A 16,217-nucleotide genomic window follows, 5' to 3' on the forward strand; every position below is an offset into this window, starting at 1 on the left:
GGCCGAGCCCGGCTCAAGGCCTGGAAAGGGACAGAGCCCGTCTACTAATATTAACCCATCGGTATAATTTTTCAATCATTCTTCGTCATGGTCTTGTCCTTTATTTCTATGCGGCCGGGCCGTACGGACAGAACGGGGATCCGTCCTCGCACATCGTCGCTCTGGATAGGCGGAGGAGGCTGGCGAGCATGGCGGCATTCGGCAATCGGGCCCAAAAGCAATAGCCCCCGTCCGCCGAAGCGGACCGAGGCTATGGAGGGACAATCAACGCGGCTCCGCCGCCAGCCACTCTTCCGGCAGCAGCCGCCGATAGCGGGGCTGGGCGTAGCGGTCGTCGACGAGCAGCAGCGTGCCGCGGTCCGACTCGCTGCGGATGAGGCGCCCGCCGGCCTGCAGCACCTTGCCGATGCCGGGATAGACGTAGGCGTAGTCGAAGCCGCTGCGGCCCTGGCGCTGCTCGTAGGCGGCCAGCAGGTCGCGCTCCGGCCCGAGCTGGGGCAGGCCGACGCCGATGACGGCGACGCCGGTCAGCCGGTCGCCCGCCAGATCGACGCCCTCGGAGAAGATGCCGCCCATGACGGCGAAGCCGAGCCGGATCGGCCCGTCCTCGCCCGGAGGCTCGGCATAGGCGGCCAGGAACCGGTCCCGGTCCTCGTCCGTCATCGACGGCCGTTGGAGCTGCAGCCGCAGCTCCCGGCCGTCCGGCAGCGGAAACGCCCGCTCCCCGCCGGGAGCATCCGGCTCGCCGGCGCCTCCTGCGCCGGCCGCCGGGGCCGGCGAGCCTTCGCCGTCCCGTTCACGGCGGCCTGGCCCGTCCGGCGCAGCCGACGGGGCTTCGCCGCTCCAGTCCCGACGGCCAGGCTCGTCCGGCGGACCGGACTCCGGCCGCGCGTCCGCCTGCTCCCGCTCTCCGCCGAGCTCCGCGCGCAGCTGCCCGTAGGCAGCATTCATGTACGCATAGGACGGGAAGAAGGCCAGCCAATGCCCGCCCTTCTCCAGCGCGGCGTCCGCGAGGGCGCGGGCGAGCGGCTGCAGCGTATGCGCGCGGTCGGCGTACCTCGTCGACAGCGGCAGCACCCGCACCTCCAGCTGCGCCGGGTCGAACGGCGACGGCAGCGTCAGCGAGCGGTCCTCCTCCTCGGCGCCCAGCTGATCCATATAAAAAGGCAGCGGCGACAGCGTCGCCGAAAAGAACACCCGCCCGCCGTATTGGCGGCCGGTCTGGCGCAGCAGCGCGGACGGGTCGAGGCATTGGAGCGTCGCCTTGACCGACGAGCCGCGCTGGCGCTCCAGGACGAGCGCGAACCGCTCGTCGAACCATTCGCCGGCCGCGACGAACGCCTTGGCCGCATAGTAGGCGTCGAGCAGCCGCTGCTGCCCGTCCGCCGGCGCGCGCGCCTCCTGCCGGAGCGTCGCCTCGCCGGAGCGCCCGGCCGGGCCGGCATCGCCCGCCGCCGGGTCCGCCGCGCCCGCCGGCGCTTCGCCGCTCGGCACGCCGGCGGCCGGCGCTCCTCCGGCGGCCAGCGTCTCGGCCGCCGCCTCGAGGAAGCCGCGCGCCGCGGCCAGCAGCTCCGCCGGCGCCTCGTCCGCGGCGAACGCGCCGCCGCCGGCCGGCCGCAGCCCTGCCGCGCCCCCGCCTCCAGCGTCCATCTCCTTACGCAGCGCGATGAACGCGGCGTTCACGGCCTTCGCGGCGGCGGCGAGCGCGGGCGCGGATGCCTTCAGCTCGCGCTGCAGCGCGAGGAACGGATCCTTCTCCAGCGCGGCGGAGTACATCGAGCGGGCGCGGTCCGGCAGGTTATGCGCCTCGTCGACGAGCAGCGCGCTGCGGCGCGCCTGCTCCGCCAGCAGCCGCTTGAGCGACACTTTGGGATCGAACACGTAGTTGTAGTCGCCGATGACCGCGTCCGCCGCGTAGGCGGCGTCGAGCGAGAACTCGAACGGGCAGACGCGATGCTTGAGCGCGTACCGCTCCACCGTCTCGCGCGTGACGAGCGTCTCGCTGCCGAGCAGGTCGAGCACCGCGCCGTTGATCCGGTCGAAGTAGCCGTCCGCAAAAGGGCATTCCGCCCCGTCGCAGCGCACTTCCTCCTGCGGGCAGATCTTCTCCTTGGCGGTGAGCGTCACCGCATGCAGCACGAGCCCTTGCGCCTCCATGCGCCGCAGCGCGTCCTCGGCGGCCGCGCGGGTCGTCGTGCGCGCCGTCAGGTAGAACAGGCGCGAGACGCCCGCGCCGCCGCCTTTGCCCCCGCCCGCGCCGTCCGCGGGCTCGCCGAGCGCCCGCACCGCCGGCCAGAGCACGCTCATCGTCTTGCCGATGCCCGTCGGCGCCTTGGCGAACAGCCCGCCGCGCGTCTCGAGCGTGCGGTAGACGGCGGCGGACAGCTTGCGCTGCCCCGGCCGGAAGGCGCCGAACGGAAAGTCCAGCGCCGCGAGGCTGGCGTCCCGCCGCCGGCGGTGCTCCGCCAGCATGCGGGCGTACGGCGCGTACGCCTCCAGCAGCCCGAGCAGCGAGGCCCGCAGCTCGGCGCGCGAGCAGACGCGCGCGAAGCGGACCGCGGCTCCGGTGTCCTTTTGCACATAGGTGAGCTGCACGCGCATCTCCGCCCGGTCCTCCCGCTCCGCATAGATCGCGGCATAGCCCGTCGCCTGCGCCCAGTGGACCGGCCAGCCGTCTCCCGGAATGTCCGCCAGCGGCCGCGAGACGGACTTGATCTCGTCGATCGTCTCCGTGCCGCCCTCCCGCAGCAGGCCGTCGCAGCGCCCCTCGACCGTCCAGGACACGCCCGCATGCTCCAGCTCCTCCCGCAGGAACAGCTCCCGCTCGTCCTGCTCGCCGTACGCCGCCTGGACCTCCTTGTGGATGCGGGTCCCTTCGGCGAGCGCGGCCGAGCTGCGGAAGCCGTACTCGATGCTGCCGCTGCGGCAGGCGTACTCCGCCAGCGCCCGCACGGCGATGCGCAGCCGGCCCTCGGCCAGCTCCGCCCCTCCTTCCTTTTCCCGCTCTTCCATCCCGCCGCCTCCGAACATTCGTTTGCCTTTCATTGTAGCATGCCGCTCCCGGCGCGTCGACGAAGGGGGACAGGGGTAAGAGGGGAGGACAAGGCCGTGGATCGAAGCGGACCAGACCGAGGAGGATGAGAGAAATGGGAAAAAGGATTGAAGTCGAGCCGGGCGTCAAGCTGAACGTCGAGGACGTCGGACAGGGGGACCCGGTCGTCTTCCTGCACGGCTGGCCGGCCAGCTCGCGCATGTTCGAGTACCAGGCGATGCTGCTGCCGCGCCACGGGCTGCGGTTCGTCGGCATCGACTTCCGCGGCTTCGGCAAGTCCGACGCGCCGTGGGAGGGCTACGGCTACGACCGCATGGCCGACGACGTGCGGGCGGTCGTCGACGCGCTCGGCCTCGAGCGGTTCACGCTCGTCGGCTTCTCGATGGGCGGCGCGATCGCCGCGCGCTACATGCACCGCCATCATGAGCATGGCGCCGCCCGCCTGATGCTCGCCGGCGCCGCCGTGCCGCGCTTCACGCAGACGAGCGGCTTCGCGGACGGCACGCCCGCGCAGCAGGTCGACAAGATGCTCGACGATGCGCACAAGGACCGTCCGGCGATGGTCGAGGCGTTCGGCAAGCTGTTCGCGGCCAAGACGCCCTCGCCGCCGTTCGCCCAGTGGATGGGCTCGATCTGCCTCGAGTCGTCCGCGCACGGCACGGTGCGGGCGATGGAATCGCTGCGCGACGAGGACCTGCGCCAGGATCTGCCGGCGATCACCGTGCCGACCGCGCTGCTGCAGGGCATGAAGGACAAGATCTGTCCGCCGGAGCTGGCCGAGCGCGCGCATGAGCTCGTGCCCCATGCCGAGCTGCATCGGTTCGAGGAAAGCGGGCATGCGATGCTGTTCGACGAGCCGGCCAGGTTCAACGAGACGCTGCTCGCCTTCGCGAAGCCGGACGCGGCCGTGCCGCGCCTGTAGGCGGCGGCCGGAGCGCCGGACTGCCGGTGCTCGCGGGGCTGGCCGCCAGCCTGCCGGTGCCGGTCCTCCTGGGGCTGGCCGCCGAACTGCCTGGGCTGACCGCCAGACTGCCGGTACTCCCGGCGCTCCCTGGTCCAGCCCGGCCGCCATCCCTGTTCAAGGCGTCCCCCCCAGGGGACGCCTTTTCGCGTTCTGCGCCCGTTCAACCGCTCGACACAGACCGCCGCAACTTTCCATTTCTAATCCCGATTCGCTATGCTACCCTGAAGATACGACCAAATTACGACAAGGATGTCATGCGATGCCTGCGTTCACCGCCGTCTATATCGTGCTGTCCGGGCTGAGCGGCGTGCTCAACCTCCTGATCGCGATCTACGCCTTGTTCATCCGCGGCATGGTGTCGCTGCGGCTCATCTACTTGCTGCTCTGCGGCTCCTTCGTCCTCTACACGTTCGGCGCCGCCTTCGAAAAGGCTTCCGATACGCTCTCCGGCGTCCTGTTCTGGACCGCCGTCCAATACGCGGGCATGCCGTTCGCCGCTCCGCTCACGCTGCTGATGGCGCTGGAGCTGATCGGCAAGCCCGACCTGCTGCCGCGCTGGGGCAAGCGGCTGCTGTTCGTCATCCCGGCCGTCAGCTTTCTGCTCGTCGCGACGAGCTCCTACCATTCCCTGTTCTATCGGGCGATGCGCTTCGAGGAGGTCGGGGGCGTGCGCAGCCTCGAATTCGACATGGGGCAATGGTACATCGTGCATGGCAGCTTCACGTCGGGCACGCTCATGCTCAGCCTCGTGCTCGTGCTGATCCGGCTCGCCCAGCCCTCCCGCGGCTTCAAGCCGCAGCTGGCGGCCGTCGCCGTCGGCATCGCCGTGCCGGTCGCCTCTTCCCTCGCTTATCTGCTCGGCTTGAGCCCGCATGGCGTCGATCCCGTGCCGATCGTGCTCTGCCTGACGAGCGCCTTGTACGCCTGGGCGTTCCTGCGCGCGGACCTCATCACGATCGTGCCGCTCGCGCGGGACAGCGTCATGGAGAGCATGGGCGAGGGCGTGCTCGTCATGGATGCCGATTGGCGGCTGCTCGATACGAACCGTTCGGCCCGACTGCATCTGCCCGAGCTGGAAAAGGCCGCCGTCGGCCGCAGCCTCCACGATCTGGAGCTGCCTGCGGAGGCGTCCGCGGCGTTCCATGCGGCGCTGGCGACGGCCGGAGAAGCGATTCCGTTCTCGCGCGGCGAAGGCGCCTCCGCGCTGCACTTCGAAGTGTACTCCGCTCCCGTGCAGCGCGGAGCCGGACGCATCGGCGGCCATCTGCTCGTGCTGCGCGACACGACCGAGCGCCGGCGGCTGCAGGAGGAGCTGCACCGCCTGGCCTCGCTCGACTCGCTGACCGGCATCCTCAACCGCGGCGCCTTCCTCTCCCTGTCGGCCGAGGCGCTGGCCGGCTGCGTCCGCGCCAAGCGGCCCTGCTCGCTGCTGCTGTTCGACCTCGACCACTTCAAGGGCATCAACGACACGTACGGCCACGAGGCCGGGGACATCGCCCTGCAAGGCGCCGCCTCGATCGTCCGGGAGCGGCTCGAGCCGGAGATGCTGTTCGCCCGCTACGGAGGCGAGGAATTCGTCCTGCTGCTGCCGGGCTGGGACGAGGAGGGAGCGATCCGCTTCGCCGAGCAGCTGCGAGCCGCCGCCGAGGAGGCGCGGCTCGCGCTGCCCGACGGCCGCGAGATCGGCATCCGCGCGAGCTTCGGCGCCGCGGCCTCGCCTGCCGGACGGATTCCGGACTATCTGGAGATGTACCGGCGCGCCGATCAGGCGCTCTACCAGGCCAAGGAGCAGGGCCGCAACCGCGTCGTATCCGCCGGCGCGGTGTAATCGCCCGCTGCGGGCGGCGCAGCGGCGGGTCCGCTCGCCGCGGCAAGACGCGCTCGCGTCTGAAAGCCGTTCATCCGTCATGCGAGCCTTCGCTTCCGAATAAGATTCAAAGCGGAAGGCATTGCAGGTTTTTTATATCCTAGTATAATAGTGGGTATATAAGGAATTAAAAACAGGACGGGAGTGGTAGGGATGGACCGCAACGCCAGGCAAGCCAGATGGACGAACGATTGGCTGGATCTGCTCAATTATGCTTCCTCGATCGGCGACGAGGCTTGGCGGGAGTCGATCCTTCAGGAGCTGCGCCACGGCGACGCCCTGCGCGAGCTCGAGGAGCAGGAGGAGCGGCGCCTCCAGCTGCAGCTGGATCTCGAGGAGATCTCCCGTCAAATGGAGGGCATCTACCTGCAGCTGCGCGAGGAGGAGAGCGGCTCCATCCGCAGCAGCCTGTGGAACGCCGCCTGGCAGCTCAAAAAGGAGCGCGCCCGGCTCGTCTCCCTGCTGCGCGGCGACTCCTCCTCCCGCCACAAAGGACAGCGGCTCGGCGGCTGAAGCCCCGCATCCGCCCCTCCCCTGGCCCGCCGGATGCGTCGGCTCCCCCCAACGCAGGGCAAAGAGGCCGGGCGCGATGCCGATCATCGGCGCCGCGCCCGGCCTCTTTCCTTTTGCCTGCTCCTATCCGCCCAGTCCCGGCTGGCCGCTGGCCTTGCCGCCCTCCGGCTCCGGGTCGTCCTGCTGCTCGACGATTTCCGCCGGCACCTCGCGCCCGCCTTCGGGCTCCTCCTGCTCGCGGATCGCTTTGTCCTTCTCCTCGTTCGGCTTCGACATGACCTTCCCCTCCCTTCGCCTTTCCGCCTCCGCTGCTTCAAGCTTTCCCCGACGCGCCGCCTTTTGAACCCGCCGCGGCGCAGGCCGGCTCAGGTCCCGGCCGTCCCGGCCGCTCCCTGCTGCTTGCGGAACATGCCGTACAGCTTCGTCACCGTCGCCGTGCTGATCTCCATGTCATGCTCGTACGCATACTTGACCGCGTAGCCGAGCGCGAGCGTCATCGCTCCCGCGACGGACGCCCCGGCGATCGAGCCTGCGCCCGGGAACAGCTTGACCACCTGCCGGAACACGCTCTTGCCGATGTTGCCGACGACGGTCGCCAGCACGAGCTCGCGCGCCGTCTCCTTGCTGATCGGCCGTCCGTACAGCACGGCGAGCCGCGTCAGCAGGCCGATCTGCACGGCCGTGATCGGCACGATGTCCGCGCCGGGAATCGGCGCGGCGCCGATCGCTCCGGCGGAGGCGGCCGCTCCGAGGATCCACTTATTGGCCGTCGCCGACTTTTCCTTGAGGTTCCGGGCGAAAAGCAGATCCTTGGACTTTTTTCGCAGCAGCTCCAAAATCGTCGCCCGCAGCCGGTCGATGTTCTCTCCCGTCCGCGAGGAGACCGGCACGATGTCGAAGCGGCCGCCCGTCTCCGCCCGGACGCGCTCGACGATCCGCTCCACCTCGTCGGCGGCGTCGATCTTGTTGAGCACGACGACGATGTTGGCGTTGGCGTCGCGGATCGCCTCGAAGCTGCGCTTCTCCGCCTCGGAGTACACCGTGCCGGCCGCATTGAGGAAGAACAGGATGATGTCCGCCTTGCGGTAATAGTCCATCGTCAGCTGCGAGTTCTCCAGCCGCACGTCGTTCAGCCCCGGCGTGTCGACGAAGAAGATCCGGTCCTTGAACAAATACGGCTTGATCGCCGCCGTCTCTCCCGGCTCCGCGCCGACGCCGGCGACCGGCTCGCCGACGATGCGGTTGAGCGTCGACGATTTGCCGGCGTTGACGTCGCCGACGAGGGCGATCAGAATATCCTGATCGAGCTCCCGGCCGATCTCGCCCATATGCTGGTCGTACTGGGCCTCGGCCGCCCGCCGCCACTCGCGCTCCCAGGCGGAGCCGGACGGCAGCAGCGCTTCGATCCGGCCTTCTCTGGATACGGATGACGGACCGGAATCCGGCTCCTGACCCAGAGAAGCCCCCTTGCTTCGGACGGCAACCGGCCTGTATCCTTCGGCAAAGGCCCCGCCGTCCGCCTTTCCGGACTCGATGGAGGCCGGCTCCGCCTCGAAGGAGGACGCGTAAGCGGCCGCCGCCTCTTCCCTGACCGCCTCTGCCTCTGCCGGCGCCAAGCCTCCTGTCTGCTCCTGCACGCCTTCGTCCCGCTCCTTCATTTCCGCCGCCTCCCTTTCGCCTGCTTCACTTGGAATAGTCGTATTGCCTTCTCTTACCTCCCGGCAGGGGGACCTGAATCGCGCGGATCGCCCTCAATCGGGCCTCGCCGCAGCTAGCGAAGCTCCGGGCGGGGTTGCGGACAGGGTGAGAAGGGGTAATCTAAAGAGACAACCGATTCGAAAAGCGAGGCGGCAGACGATGACGAAACGCGACAAAGCCGCCCCCGGCGGCGTGCAGACTTTCCGGTTCAAGGACGACGGAACGATGCCCAACCATCCGTTCCTGCCGGTGCTTTATTATCCGGGAGCGGTCAACGAGCCGGCTCGGATGACGGCTCTTTTCGAGGCCGCCGGCTGGGGCAACACCTGGGAGAACGGCGTCTACCCCTATCACCATTACCATAGCGATGCCCACGAGGCGCTCGGCGTCGTGCGCGGCAGCGCCCGTCTCCAGCTCGGCGGCGACGGCGGACGCAGCATCGAGGCGCGGGCGGGCGACGTGCTCGTGCTGCCGGCCGGCACCGGGCACAGACGCCTGTCCGCGACGGCGGACTTCCTCATCGCGGGCGGGTATCCCGGAGGCATGGACTACAACATGAGGACAGGCAAGCCGGACGAGCGGCAACGCGACCTGGAGGAGATCCGGCTCGTGCCGATCCCGCAGAGCGACCCGGTGTTTGGCCGCGGCGGACCGCTGACGGAGCTGTGGCGGGCCGGCCCATGCGGCCGTCCTGATTGACGCATCCGCGGTGCGGGGTAATGGATCGGTAAAAAGTTCGAAGGGTGATCCGATCCAGATGGAACGCAATCATACGATGATGCAATTTTTCGAGTGGCATGTGCCGGCAGACGGCAAGCACTGGCAGCGCCTCAAGGAGCGGGCCGGGGAGCTGAAGGACGCCGGCATCGACGCCGTCTGGATTCCGCCTGCGACCAAAGCCACCTCCCCCGAGGACAACGGCTACAGCGTCTACGACGTCTACGATCTGGGCGAGTTCGACCAAAAAGGCGCGCAGCGCACGAAGTACGGCACCAAGGACGAGCTGCTGGAGGCGATCGCCGCCTGCCGCGAGCAGGGCATCGCCGTCTACGCCGATCTGGTCATGAATCATAAGGCCGGCGCGGACGAGAAGGAGAGGTTCAAGGTAGTCGAGGTCGACGGCGAGAACCGCCAGGAGGAAATTTCCGACCCGCGCAGCATCGAGGGCTGGACGAAGTTCACCTTCCCCGGGCGGGGGGACGCCCATTCCGCGTTCAAGTGGAATTACACTCACTTCAACGGCACCGACTTCGACGCCAAGCGGGACGAGACGGGCGTCTACCGCATCTTGGGCGAGAACAAGCAGTGGAACGAGAACGTCGACGACCAGTTCGGCAACTACGACTACCTGATGTTCGCCAACATCGACTACAACAACCCCGAGGTGCGCGAGGAAATGATCTCCTGGGGCAAGTGGCTCGTACGCGAGACCGGCGTCGACGGCTTCCGCCTCGATGCGATCAAGCATATCGATCACACGTTCGTCCGCGACTTCTGCCGCGCGGCGAAGGAAGCGGCCGACGGCCCGTTCTACATCGTCGGCGAGTTCTGGAACAGCATCACGGAGGACTGCCTCGCCTATCTGGACGCCGCCGACCATGAGCTCGACCTGTTCGACGCGCCGCTCCATTACCGCCTCAAGGAAGCCTCGGAGGGCGGACGCGACTTCGACCTGCGGACGATCTTCGACGGCGCGCTCGTGCGCGAGCGGCCCCAGCATGCGGTCACGCTCGTCGACAACCACGACACCCAGCCGGGCGAGGCGCTGGAGTCCTGGGTCGCCGACTGGTTCAAGCAGAGCGCCTACGCCCTCATCCTGCTGCGCCTCGACGGCTATCCGGTCGTCTTCTACGGCGATTATTACGGCATTGGAGGCGAGGAGCCGATCGAGGGCAAAAAAGCGGCGATTGACCCGCTCCTGTGGGCCCGCTGCCACCGCGCCTACGGAGATCAGGACGACTACCTCGACGATCCGAACGTCATCGGCTGGGTGCGCCGCGGCGTGCCGGACATCGAGCGCTCCGGCTGCGCGGTCGTCGTCTGCAACGCCGATGACTGCGCGAAGCGCATGTTCGTCGGCGAGGAGCGCGCGAACGAGGTATGGGTCGATCTGACCAATACCCGCGCCGAGCGCGTCGTCATCGGTGAGGACGGCTTCGCCGAGTTCCCGGTGCAGGGCGGCAGCGTGTCCGTTTGGGCGCTTCCGGAATTCGATGTCGAGCCTCCCCATCAAGAGCCGTCCGAGGGCTGACCCTCGGCGCAGAGAGGAAGAGAGAGATGAGCGAGCTGGTGCTGAACCGATTGGAAATGACGAGGTCGGAGCTGCTGGAGGAGGTGCGCGGCTTGCCGCTGGAGACGCTGGAGGCGCCGCGTCCGGGCGGGGGCTGGTCGGTGCTGGAGAACTTGGAGCATCTGGCCGCGCTCGAAGGCGCGGTCGCCCAAGGGCTGTCGGCCGCGCTGGCCGGGCCGGAGCGCAGCGATCTGCGCCGCGCGCCGCTGGAGCTGGTGAAGGACCGCTCCCGGCTCGTGGGCGCGCCGGCCCATGTGCAGCCCGCCGGGCGCATCCATACGGGCGCAGAGGCGGAGCAGGCGCTCGCAGACGTCCGCCGTCGGCTGCTGGAGGCGATTGCCGCCGATTACGGGACGGAGCGCATGGAGACGCGCGGCTTCGAGCATCCGCTGTTCGGCCCGATGAGCGCGGCGCAGTGGGTCGAGCTCGTGCCGCTGCACGAGGCGCGCCATCTGGAGCAGATCCGCGACACGCTGCGCCGTCTGCAAGACCGGTAGATCCGTTTGAATGAACACGACATCTTTTCCGATGTCGTGTTTTTTTGTCCGTTTCGTTCCGTTTACATACTATTCTCCCCCTGCCGCCAGGAAAATTCCCCCTATTGTTTTACCGGTATTTCCCTTACATTGGGATCAAAGGGAGGCACACGCTCGGTCCCGCTTCCCTACTCTTCCGCAAAGGAGGCTTGTCCGGCCGCATCGCTGACCGCAATCGATCGCTCAGGCTGAAGATTCACGTTGGCATCATCATTCCATTTCGAACCAGGAGGCATGAATAATGACGTTACGCTTGACCGAAAGCCGCTCGCTCGTCCTGAAGGTGCTCGCCGCCTTCGCCCTGATGGCGCTGGCCATCGTCTGTAGCAAGGTATTCGCTGGAAGCGCATCCGCGCACGGCTACATCGATTCGCCCGCCGGCCGCGCCAAGCTGTGCTCCACCGGCACGAACACGAACTGCGGCAACATCGTGTACGAGCCTCAGAGCCTGGAAGCCAAGGGCAACTTCCCGACCGGCGGACCGGCCGACGGCCAGATCACCGGCGCCGGCAGCGCGTTCCCGCAGCTGAACGAGCAGAGCTCGACCCGCTGGTCCAAGGTCAACATCAACAGCGGCTCCAACACGTTCACCTGGAAGCTGACGGCCCGCCATGCCACTTCCGAGTGGAAATACTACATCACCAAAAAGGGCTGGGATCCGAACAAGACGATCGCCCGCTCCGATCTGGAGCTGTTCTGCAACATCAAGGACAACGGCAAGCAGCCGGAAGCGACCGTCACGCATACGTGCAGCGTGCCTTCCGACCGCACCGGCTACTATGTCATCCTCGGCGTCTGGGAAATCGCCGACACGGGCAACGCGTTCTACAACGCCATCGACGTGAACATTGGCGGCGGCACGAACCCTCCGGTCGACACGACCGCTCCTACCGCTCCGACGGGCCTGGCGGCAGGTACGATCACGACGAGCAGCGTCGCCCTGTCCTGGACCTCCTCCTCCGACAACGTCGGCGTCACGGGCTACAAAGTGTTCCGCGGCTCGACGCTGCTTGCGACCGTATCCGGCACGAGCTATACGGCGACCGGCCTGACGGCCGGCACGAGCTACACCTTCACGGTGCAGGCCGTCGATGCGGCAGGCAACACGAGCGCCGCCAGCAACGCCCTGACGGTGTCCACGTCCACCGGCTCCACGCCGGACACGACAGCGCCTAGCGTGCCGGGCGGCATCCACGTCCACACGACGACCTCGAGCAGCATCTCCATCATGTGGACGGCTTCCACCGACAATGTCGGCGTAACGGCTTACCGCGTCTACAACGGCTCCACGCTCATCGCCACGCTGTCCGGCTCCGCGACGGATTACACCGTGACGGGCCTCAGCGCCGACACGAGCTACACGTTCACGGTCCGCGCCGTCGACGCGGCCGGCAACGTCAGCGCCGCCGCCACGGTGACCGGCAAGACGGCCGTCGGCACGACGAACCCGAATCCGGGCGCGCAAGCCTGGGCTCCCGGCATCGCCTACAAGATCGGCGATCTCGTAACGTACGGCGGCAAGACGTACTCCTGCCGTCAGGCGCACACGTCGCTGACCGGCTGGGAGCCGGCCACGACTCCGGCTCTATGGCTCTTGCAGTGACGAAGGCCGGCTGAAAGCCGGCCGCAGGACGGACGGCGGCTCCCCTGCCTTCCGTCCGCAGCAGATCCCCATCCTTCCGGATGGGGATTTTCGCGTTCCGGATGGGGATTTTCGCGTTCCCGTCAGGGATTCTCGTGTTCCCGTTGGGAATTTTTGCGTTCCGAATGAGAATTTCTGCGATCCGGCCGTAGACGGGGCCTTCCCGGGCGCGCCCGGTCCCGATCCCGGGCCGGTCCCCGCCTATAACCGCCGATGATAGCCAGCTCCCGCAGATCGCTATAGCCGTTTTTGCCGAAACCGCTACAGCGAATGAATTCAAAGTGGTAAACTAGGAGAAAAGCTGCGGGGCGCGTCAGCGCGTCAGCGTGCAAGATGGACTATCACCCGAGGAGGCCCTTATGAGCTCGACCCTGAAAGACAAGCTGCTCCGCAAGGAAAGCGGCATTCTGACCTATGGCATGACGCCGCCGAAAAGCAGCCATCCGCCGGAAAAGATCCGCGAGATCGCGGACAAGCAGATCGAGCGGCTGAGAGGAGCCGGCATCGACGGCCTCGTGCTGTACGACGTGCAGGACGAGGCCGAGCGGACCGACGAGAACCGGCCGTTTCCGTTTCTCAAGGCGCTGGATCCGACCGAATACTACGAGCAGTATCTCAAGCAGGAGCTCGGCGTGCCGGCGATCGTCTACCACTGCGTCGCCTGCGAAGGGCCCGACAAGCTCGCCAGCTGGATCCTGCGGGGACGCGACGAGCAGCGCTACTCGGTCTTCGTCGGCGCCTCCTCCAGCCGCCAGCAGGTGCAGATCCGGCTGCCCGAGGCGTACCGCATGAGCGGGATCCTCAACGAGCGGCTGCTGCCCGGCGGCGTCGTCATCCCGGAGCGCCACCGCAGCAAGGGCGACGAGCACGAGCGGGCGCGCGCCAAGCAGGAGGCCGGCTGCGGCTTCTTCGTCTCGCAGGCGACCTTCGACGTGGAGGCGTCCAAGAGCTTCCTGTCGGACTACTACTACTCCAGCCGCGAGAGCGGAGCCGAGATGGCGCCGATCCTGTTCAACCTCGCTCCATGCGGCTCCGCCAAGACGCTCGAGTTCATGAAGTGGCTCGGCATCAGCATTCCGAAATGGCTGGAGAACGAGCTGATCCATTCCGTCGACATCCTCGACAAGTCGGTGCAGCTGTCCCGACAAGTCTTCCGCGAGCTGTACCGCTTCGGCCTCGAGAAGGGCATCCCGATCGGCTGCAGCGTGGAGAGCGTCTCCACCCGGAAGGTCGAAATCGAGGCGTCGATCCAGCTGCTGCGCGACATACGCGAGGACATGAGCCGAATCGGCGCGGAGCTCGCTCCGTCCATCCCATCCCACAATTAGATTCCTGCATCGCAGCGCGCCGCCCCGGCGCGCTTTTTTGTCGCTTCCTCCGGCTCCGGCTCCGGTAAAGAAGGAGCCGGCGGCCTGACTCGAGCCGGCCGCAGCGGCCCGCCCGTCAGCCTTCGGCTCCCTCGCCGCCCGCTGCGGCCGGCTCCATCGTCAGCTCGAAGCCGAGCTCTCCCTGGGGCTCGCCGTTGATCAACAACGTAATACTTTGCAATCCCGGGTAATACTTTCGCGTCGTAATCGGCTTGATCGCATGGGAGCGGACGACGGGCGTCGAGCCGTGCGGGTACACCCGCTCGGACAGCTTGAAGCGCTTGCCGGCGCGGCGTCCGCTGGCCTTGACGAAGCCGATCTCGTATTCCAGCCGCAGCTGCACCGGCTCGCCCTCGTTTCGGATCTCGAACGCGAACTCCAGCCGTCCGCCAAACGGCACGACGGGCGTGAGCACCTGCAGCCCATGCGCCGACACCTGCGCGGCCGGCGCGAAGCCGAAGCGGCGCAACGCCTGCGGATGCCCCTGCTTGAGCAGCGTGCGGCTCGCGTGGCGCAGCGTCCAATCGGAGGCGGCATCCCGTCCGAGATGCCGCTCCGCCAGCTCCAGCACCCGCTCCGGATGGTCCTTGGCGATGTCGTTGAGATGGTTGGCGACGCTGCGGCGGACGTACTCGCTCTCGTCGGCGAGCAGCGGCTCCAGCAAGGCGAGCGTCGGCCCCGGGTCGCGGACGAACATCGGCAGCCGCTGCCCCCACGGCAGGCGCGGGCGGGAGCCTTCGGTCGCGAGGCGGCGCACATGCTCGTCCGGATCGCGCGACCAGCGGCCGAGGCGCTCCATCGCCCAGGCCGGGTCGGCGAGCAGGAAGGCCCGCACGGCGAACTCCGAGGTGGAGCGGCGGGTCAGCCGGGCCAGCGCGTCCATTGCCGTCTCCCGGTGCTCCAGGCCGAACAGCTCGACAAAGTCGGGAAAGAGGATGTACTCCAGTCCGCGGAAGCGTTCCGCCGCCTCGCAGACGAGCGCGGCCGCCTCCGGGAACGACGGCGGCAGGAAGCGGCCGAGCGCCAGCGCGGCGAGGCGGGTCCGCTCCTTGAACGAGGCTTTTTCCCACGGCTCCTCCATCGCCGACGCCGCGAAGCCTTGCGGGTCGAACGCCGGATGCAGCTCCCGCAGCGCCTCCCCGACGTCCAGCAGCATCCGTTCGTTATACAGATCTCTTAGCGGCAGCATGTTCCGTTCCTCCTCGATGGTTCATGCCGGACCGCCGCTCTCGTGGGCGAAGAAGCGGTCCAGCTTGGCTTTCAGCTCCGGATAAGCCCGCTCGAACTGAACGAACCGATGTCCGTTCGCCCCCGACGGATGCGGGAATCCGCGCAGCAGCCGCTCCTCCGGCAGCAGGCCGCGGCGGACCAGCTCGGATGCGGCGTCCTCCGCAGCCTTGCCGAGCGGCAGCAGCAGCGCCGGCCGCTTCAGCCGCGAGAGCTCGTCCTCCAGATGGCCCATGGCCGTCTGCCAAAGCAGCGGGCTGCGCCGAAGCGGCGGCTGATGGCCGCTGTAGTTCGCCCCGTCCCTGAACACCGGGCACGGCAGCACCGAGGTCGTGTGGACGAGGGGGTGGTCGAGCAGCGACCAATCGTCGTGCCGGCCGAGAGCGGCATCGAGCGCTTCGGGCAAGCCGAGCCGTCCCAACATTCCGAGCAGATCGGTCCGCATCGGGCCGGCGAAGCGAGCCTCCCGCCGAGCTTGCCGGCAGGCTTCGGCAGGGGGCGCTCCCGCCGCCAGGCAGGCGCGCATGGCGCGGAGCGAGATCTCCATCTGCCGCCAGCCCGGCGTCAAGCCTGCGATGATGAGTCGGGCATCCGGCGCGGCGAGCTCGTTATGCGGGGCGTAGTAGATGGAGAGCGCCCCTTCGCGGCTCAGCAGCAGCGGCTCCGCCAGCAGCTCCTCGCGGCTGTACCGCTCCCTGTCGGGCAGGGCGGCCATGTAGGCCGCAGCCGCCTCGAAGCGCTCCGGCCAGCGCAGCAGCTTCAGGCTGTCCGGGACTCGGCCCTGCGCCGGCTCCTCCTGCGGCAGGGAATCGCAATTATCCGTCCTCTGCATCTCCGCCCCCCACCCTCCGCTGACTCGAATTCTGTTATTATACCCCTCATTGCTGACAACTGCCTGTCAGCAAGTCCAGCGCCTGTCGTATAAGAGGGAGAAGCCTCCCAGCCGTCGCCTGACCGGAGCAGGCCTCCGCGACTTTCGGCTGCGAAGGCCAAAAAGGGCTGTCCCGGCGCCGTCATCCTCAGGATGACGGCGCCGGGACAGCCCTTGCTTGTCTGCCTAT

13 protein-coding genes are annotated in these 16,217 nt (G+C 68.0%); 8 read left to right on the plus strand and 5 right to left on the minus strand.

Annotated elements, in window-relative coordinates; genetic code table 11:
- Window positions 1-264: 264 nt before the first annotated feature.
- The gene (locus tag NYE40_RS23015) at window positions 265-3,045 is read right to left on the minus strand and encodes a helicase C-terminal domain-containing protein (protein WP_194843472.1); all 2,781 of its coding nucleotides are present in this window, start codon (window positions 3,043-3,045) and stop codon (window positions 265-267) included.
- A 101-nt stretch (window positions 3,046-3,146) separates the two neighbouring features.
- Here NYE40_RS23015 and NYE40_RS23020 point away from each other — a divergent pair, with 101 nt between their 5' ends.
- The 3 genes from NYE40_RS23020 (at window position 3,147) to NYE40_RS23030 (ending at window position 6,396) form a co-directional block, all read left to right on the plus strand.
- Complete coding sequence (locus NYE40_RS23020; RefSeq protein WP_028598860.1) at window positions 3,147-3,974, plus strand: alpha/beta hydrolase; 828 nt, start codon at window positions 3,147-3,149, stop codon at window positions 3,972-3,974.
- Window positions 3,975-4,275: 301 nt separating this feature from the next.
- Window positions 4,276-5,844, plus strand: coding sequence for a histidine kinase N-terminal 7TM domain-containing protein (locus tag NYE40_RS23025; RefSeq protein ID WP_153784514.1), 1,569 nt, complete (start codon window positions 4,276-4,278; stop codon window positions 5,842-5,844).
- A 192-nt stretch (window positions 5,845-6,036) separates the two neighbouring features.
- Complete coding sequence (locus NYE40_RS23030; protein WP_052333216.1) at window positions 6,037-6,396, plus strand: hypothetical protein; 360 nt, start codon at window positions 6,037-6,039, stop codon at window positions 6,394-6,396.
- Window positions 6,397-6,519: 123 nt separating this feature from the next.
- On the opposite strand, the gene NYE40_RS23035 is transcribed toward NYE40_RS23030, so the two are convergent.
- Window positions 6,520-6,672 carry a hypothetical protein gene (locus tag NYE40_RS23035; protein ID WP_153784515.1) on the minus strand — a complete coding sequence of 51 codons (153 nt, stop codon included), beginning with the start codon at window positions 6,670-6,672 and terminating at the stop codon, window positions 6,520-6,522.
- Window positions 6,673-6,761: 89 nt separating this feature from the next.
- Window positions 6,762-8,054, minus strand: coding sequence for a GTPase (locus tag NYE40_RS23040; RefSeq protein ID WP_084137212.1), 1,293 nt, complete (start codon window positions 8,052-8,054; stop codon window positions 6,762-6,764).
- Window positions 8,055-8,253: 199 nt separating this feature from the next.
- On the opposite strand from NYE40_RS23040, the gene NYE40_RS23045 reads away from it, so the two are divergent.
- From NYE40_RS23045 to NYE40_RS23065, 5 genes are all read left to right on the plus strand, one after another.
- On the plus strand, window positions 8,254-8,793 hold the full coding sequence (locus tag NYE40_RS23045) for a cupin domain-containing protein (RefSeq protein WP_043111304.1): 540 nt from the start codon (window positions 8,254-8,256) through the stop codon (window positions 8,791-8,793).
- A gap of 58 nt (window positions 8,794-8,851) precedes the next feature.
- Window positions 8,852-10,345, plus strand: a complete 1,494-nt coding sequence (locus tag NYE40_RS23050; protein WP_028598856.1) for an alpha-amylase — start codon at window positions 8,852-8,854, stop codon at window positions 10,343-10,345.
- A gap of 26 nt (window positions 10,346-10,371) precedes the next feature.
- Complete coding sequence (locus NYE40_RS23055; protein WP_052333215.1) at window positions 10,372-10,881, plus strand: DinB family protein; 510 nt, start codon at window positions 10,372-10,374, stop codon at window positions 10,879-10,881.
- Between the two features lie 280 nt (window positions 10,882-11,161).
- Complete coding sequence (locus NYE40_RS23060; RefSeq protein ID WP_084137211.1) at window positions 11,162-12,523, plus strand: lytic polysaccharide monooxygenase; 1,362 nt, start codon at window positions 11,162-11,164, stop codon at window positions 12,521-12,523.
- A gap of 398 nt (window positions 12,524-12,921) precedes the next feature.
- Window positions 12,922-13,890 (plus strand): methylenetetrahydrofolate reductase, encoded by a 969-nt coding sequence (locus NYE40_RS23065; RefSeq protein ID WP_101807566.1) that lies wholly within the window; start codon window positions 12,922-12,924, stop codon window positions 13,888-13,890.
- A 115-nt stretch (window positions 13,891-14,005) separates the two neighbouring features.
- Here NYE40_RS23065 and NYE40_RS23070 read toward each other — a convergent pair whose 3' ends face one another.
- Window positions 14,006-15,118 carry a DNA alkylation repair protein gene (locus tag NYE40_RS23070; RefSeq protein WP_101807565.1) on the minus strand — a complete coding sequence of 371 codons (1,113 nt, stop codon included), beginning with the start codon at window positions 15,116-15,118 and terminating at the stop codon, window positions 14,006-14,008.
- A 21-nt stretch (window positions 15,119-15,139) separates the two neighbouring features.
- Window positions 15,140-15,988 (minus strand): hypothetical protein, encoded by an 849-nt coding sequence (locus NYE40_RS23075; RefSeq protein WP_101807564.1) that lies wholly within the window; start codon window positions 15,986-15,988, stop codon window positions 15,140-15,142.
- Window positions 15,989-16,217: the final 229 nt, after the last annotated feature.

The organism is Paenibacillus sp. FSL W8-1187, assembly GCF_037965485.1.
Classification (GTDB): domain Bacteria; phylum Bacillota; class Bacilli; order Paenibacillales; family Paenibacillaceae; genus Paenibacillus_O; species Paenibacillus_O pasadenensis.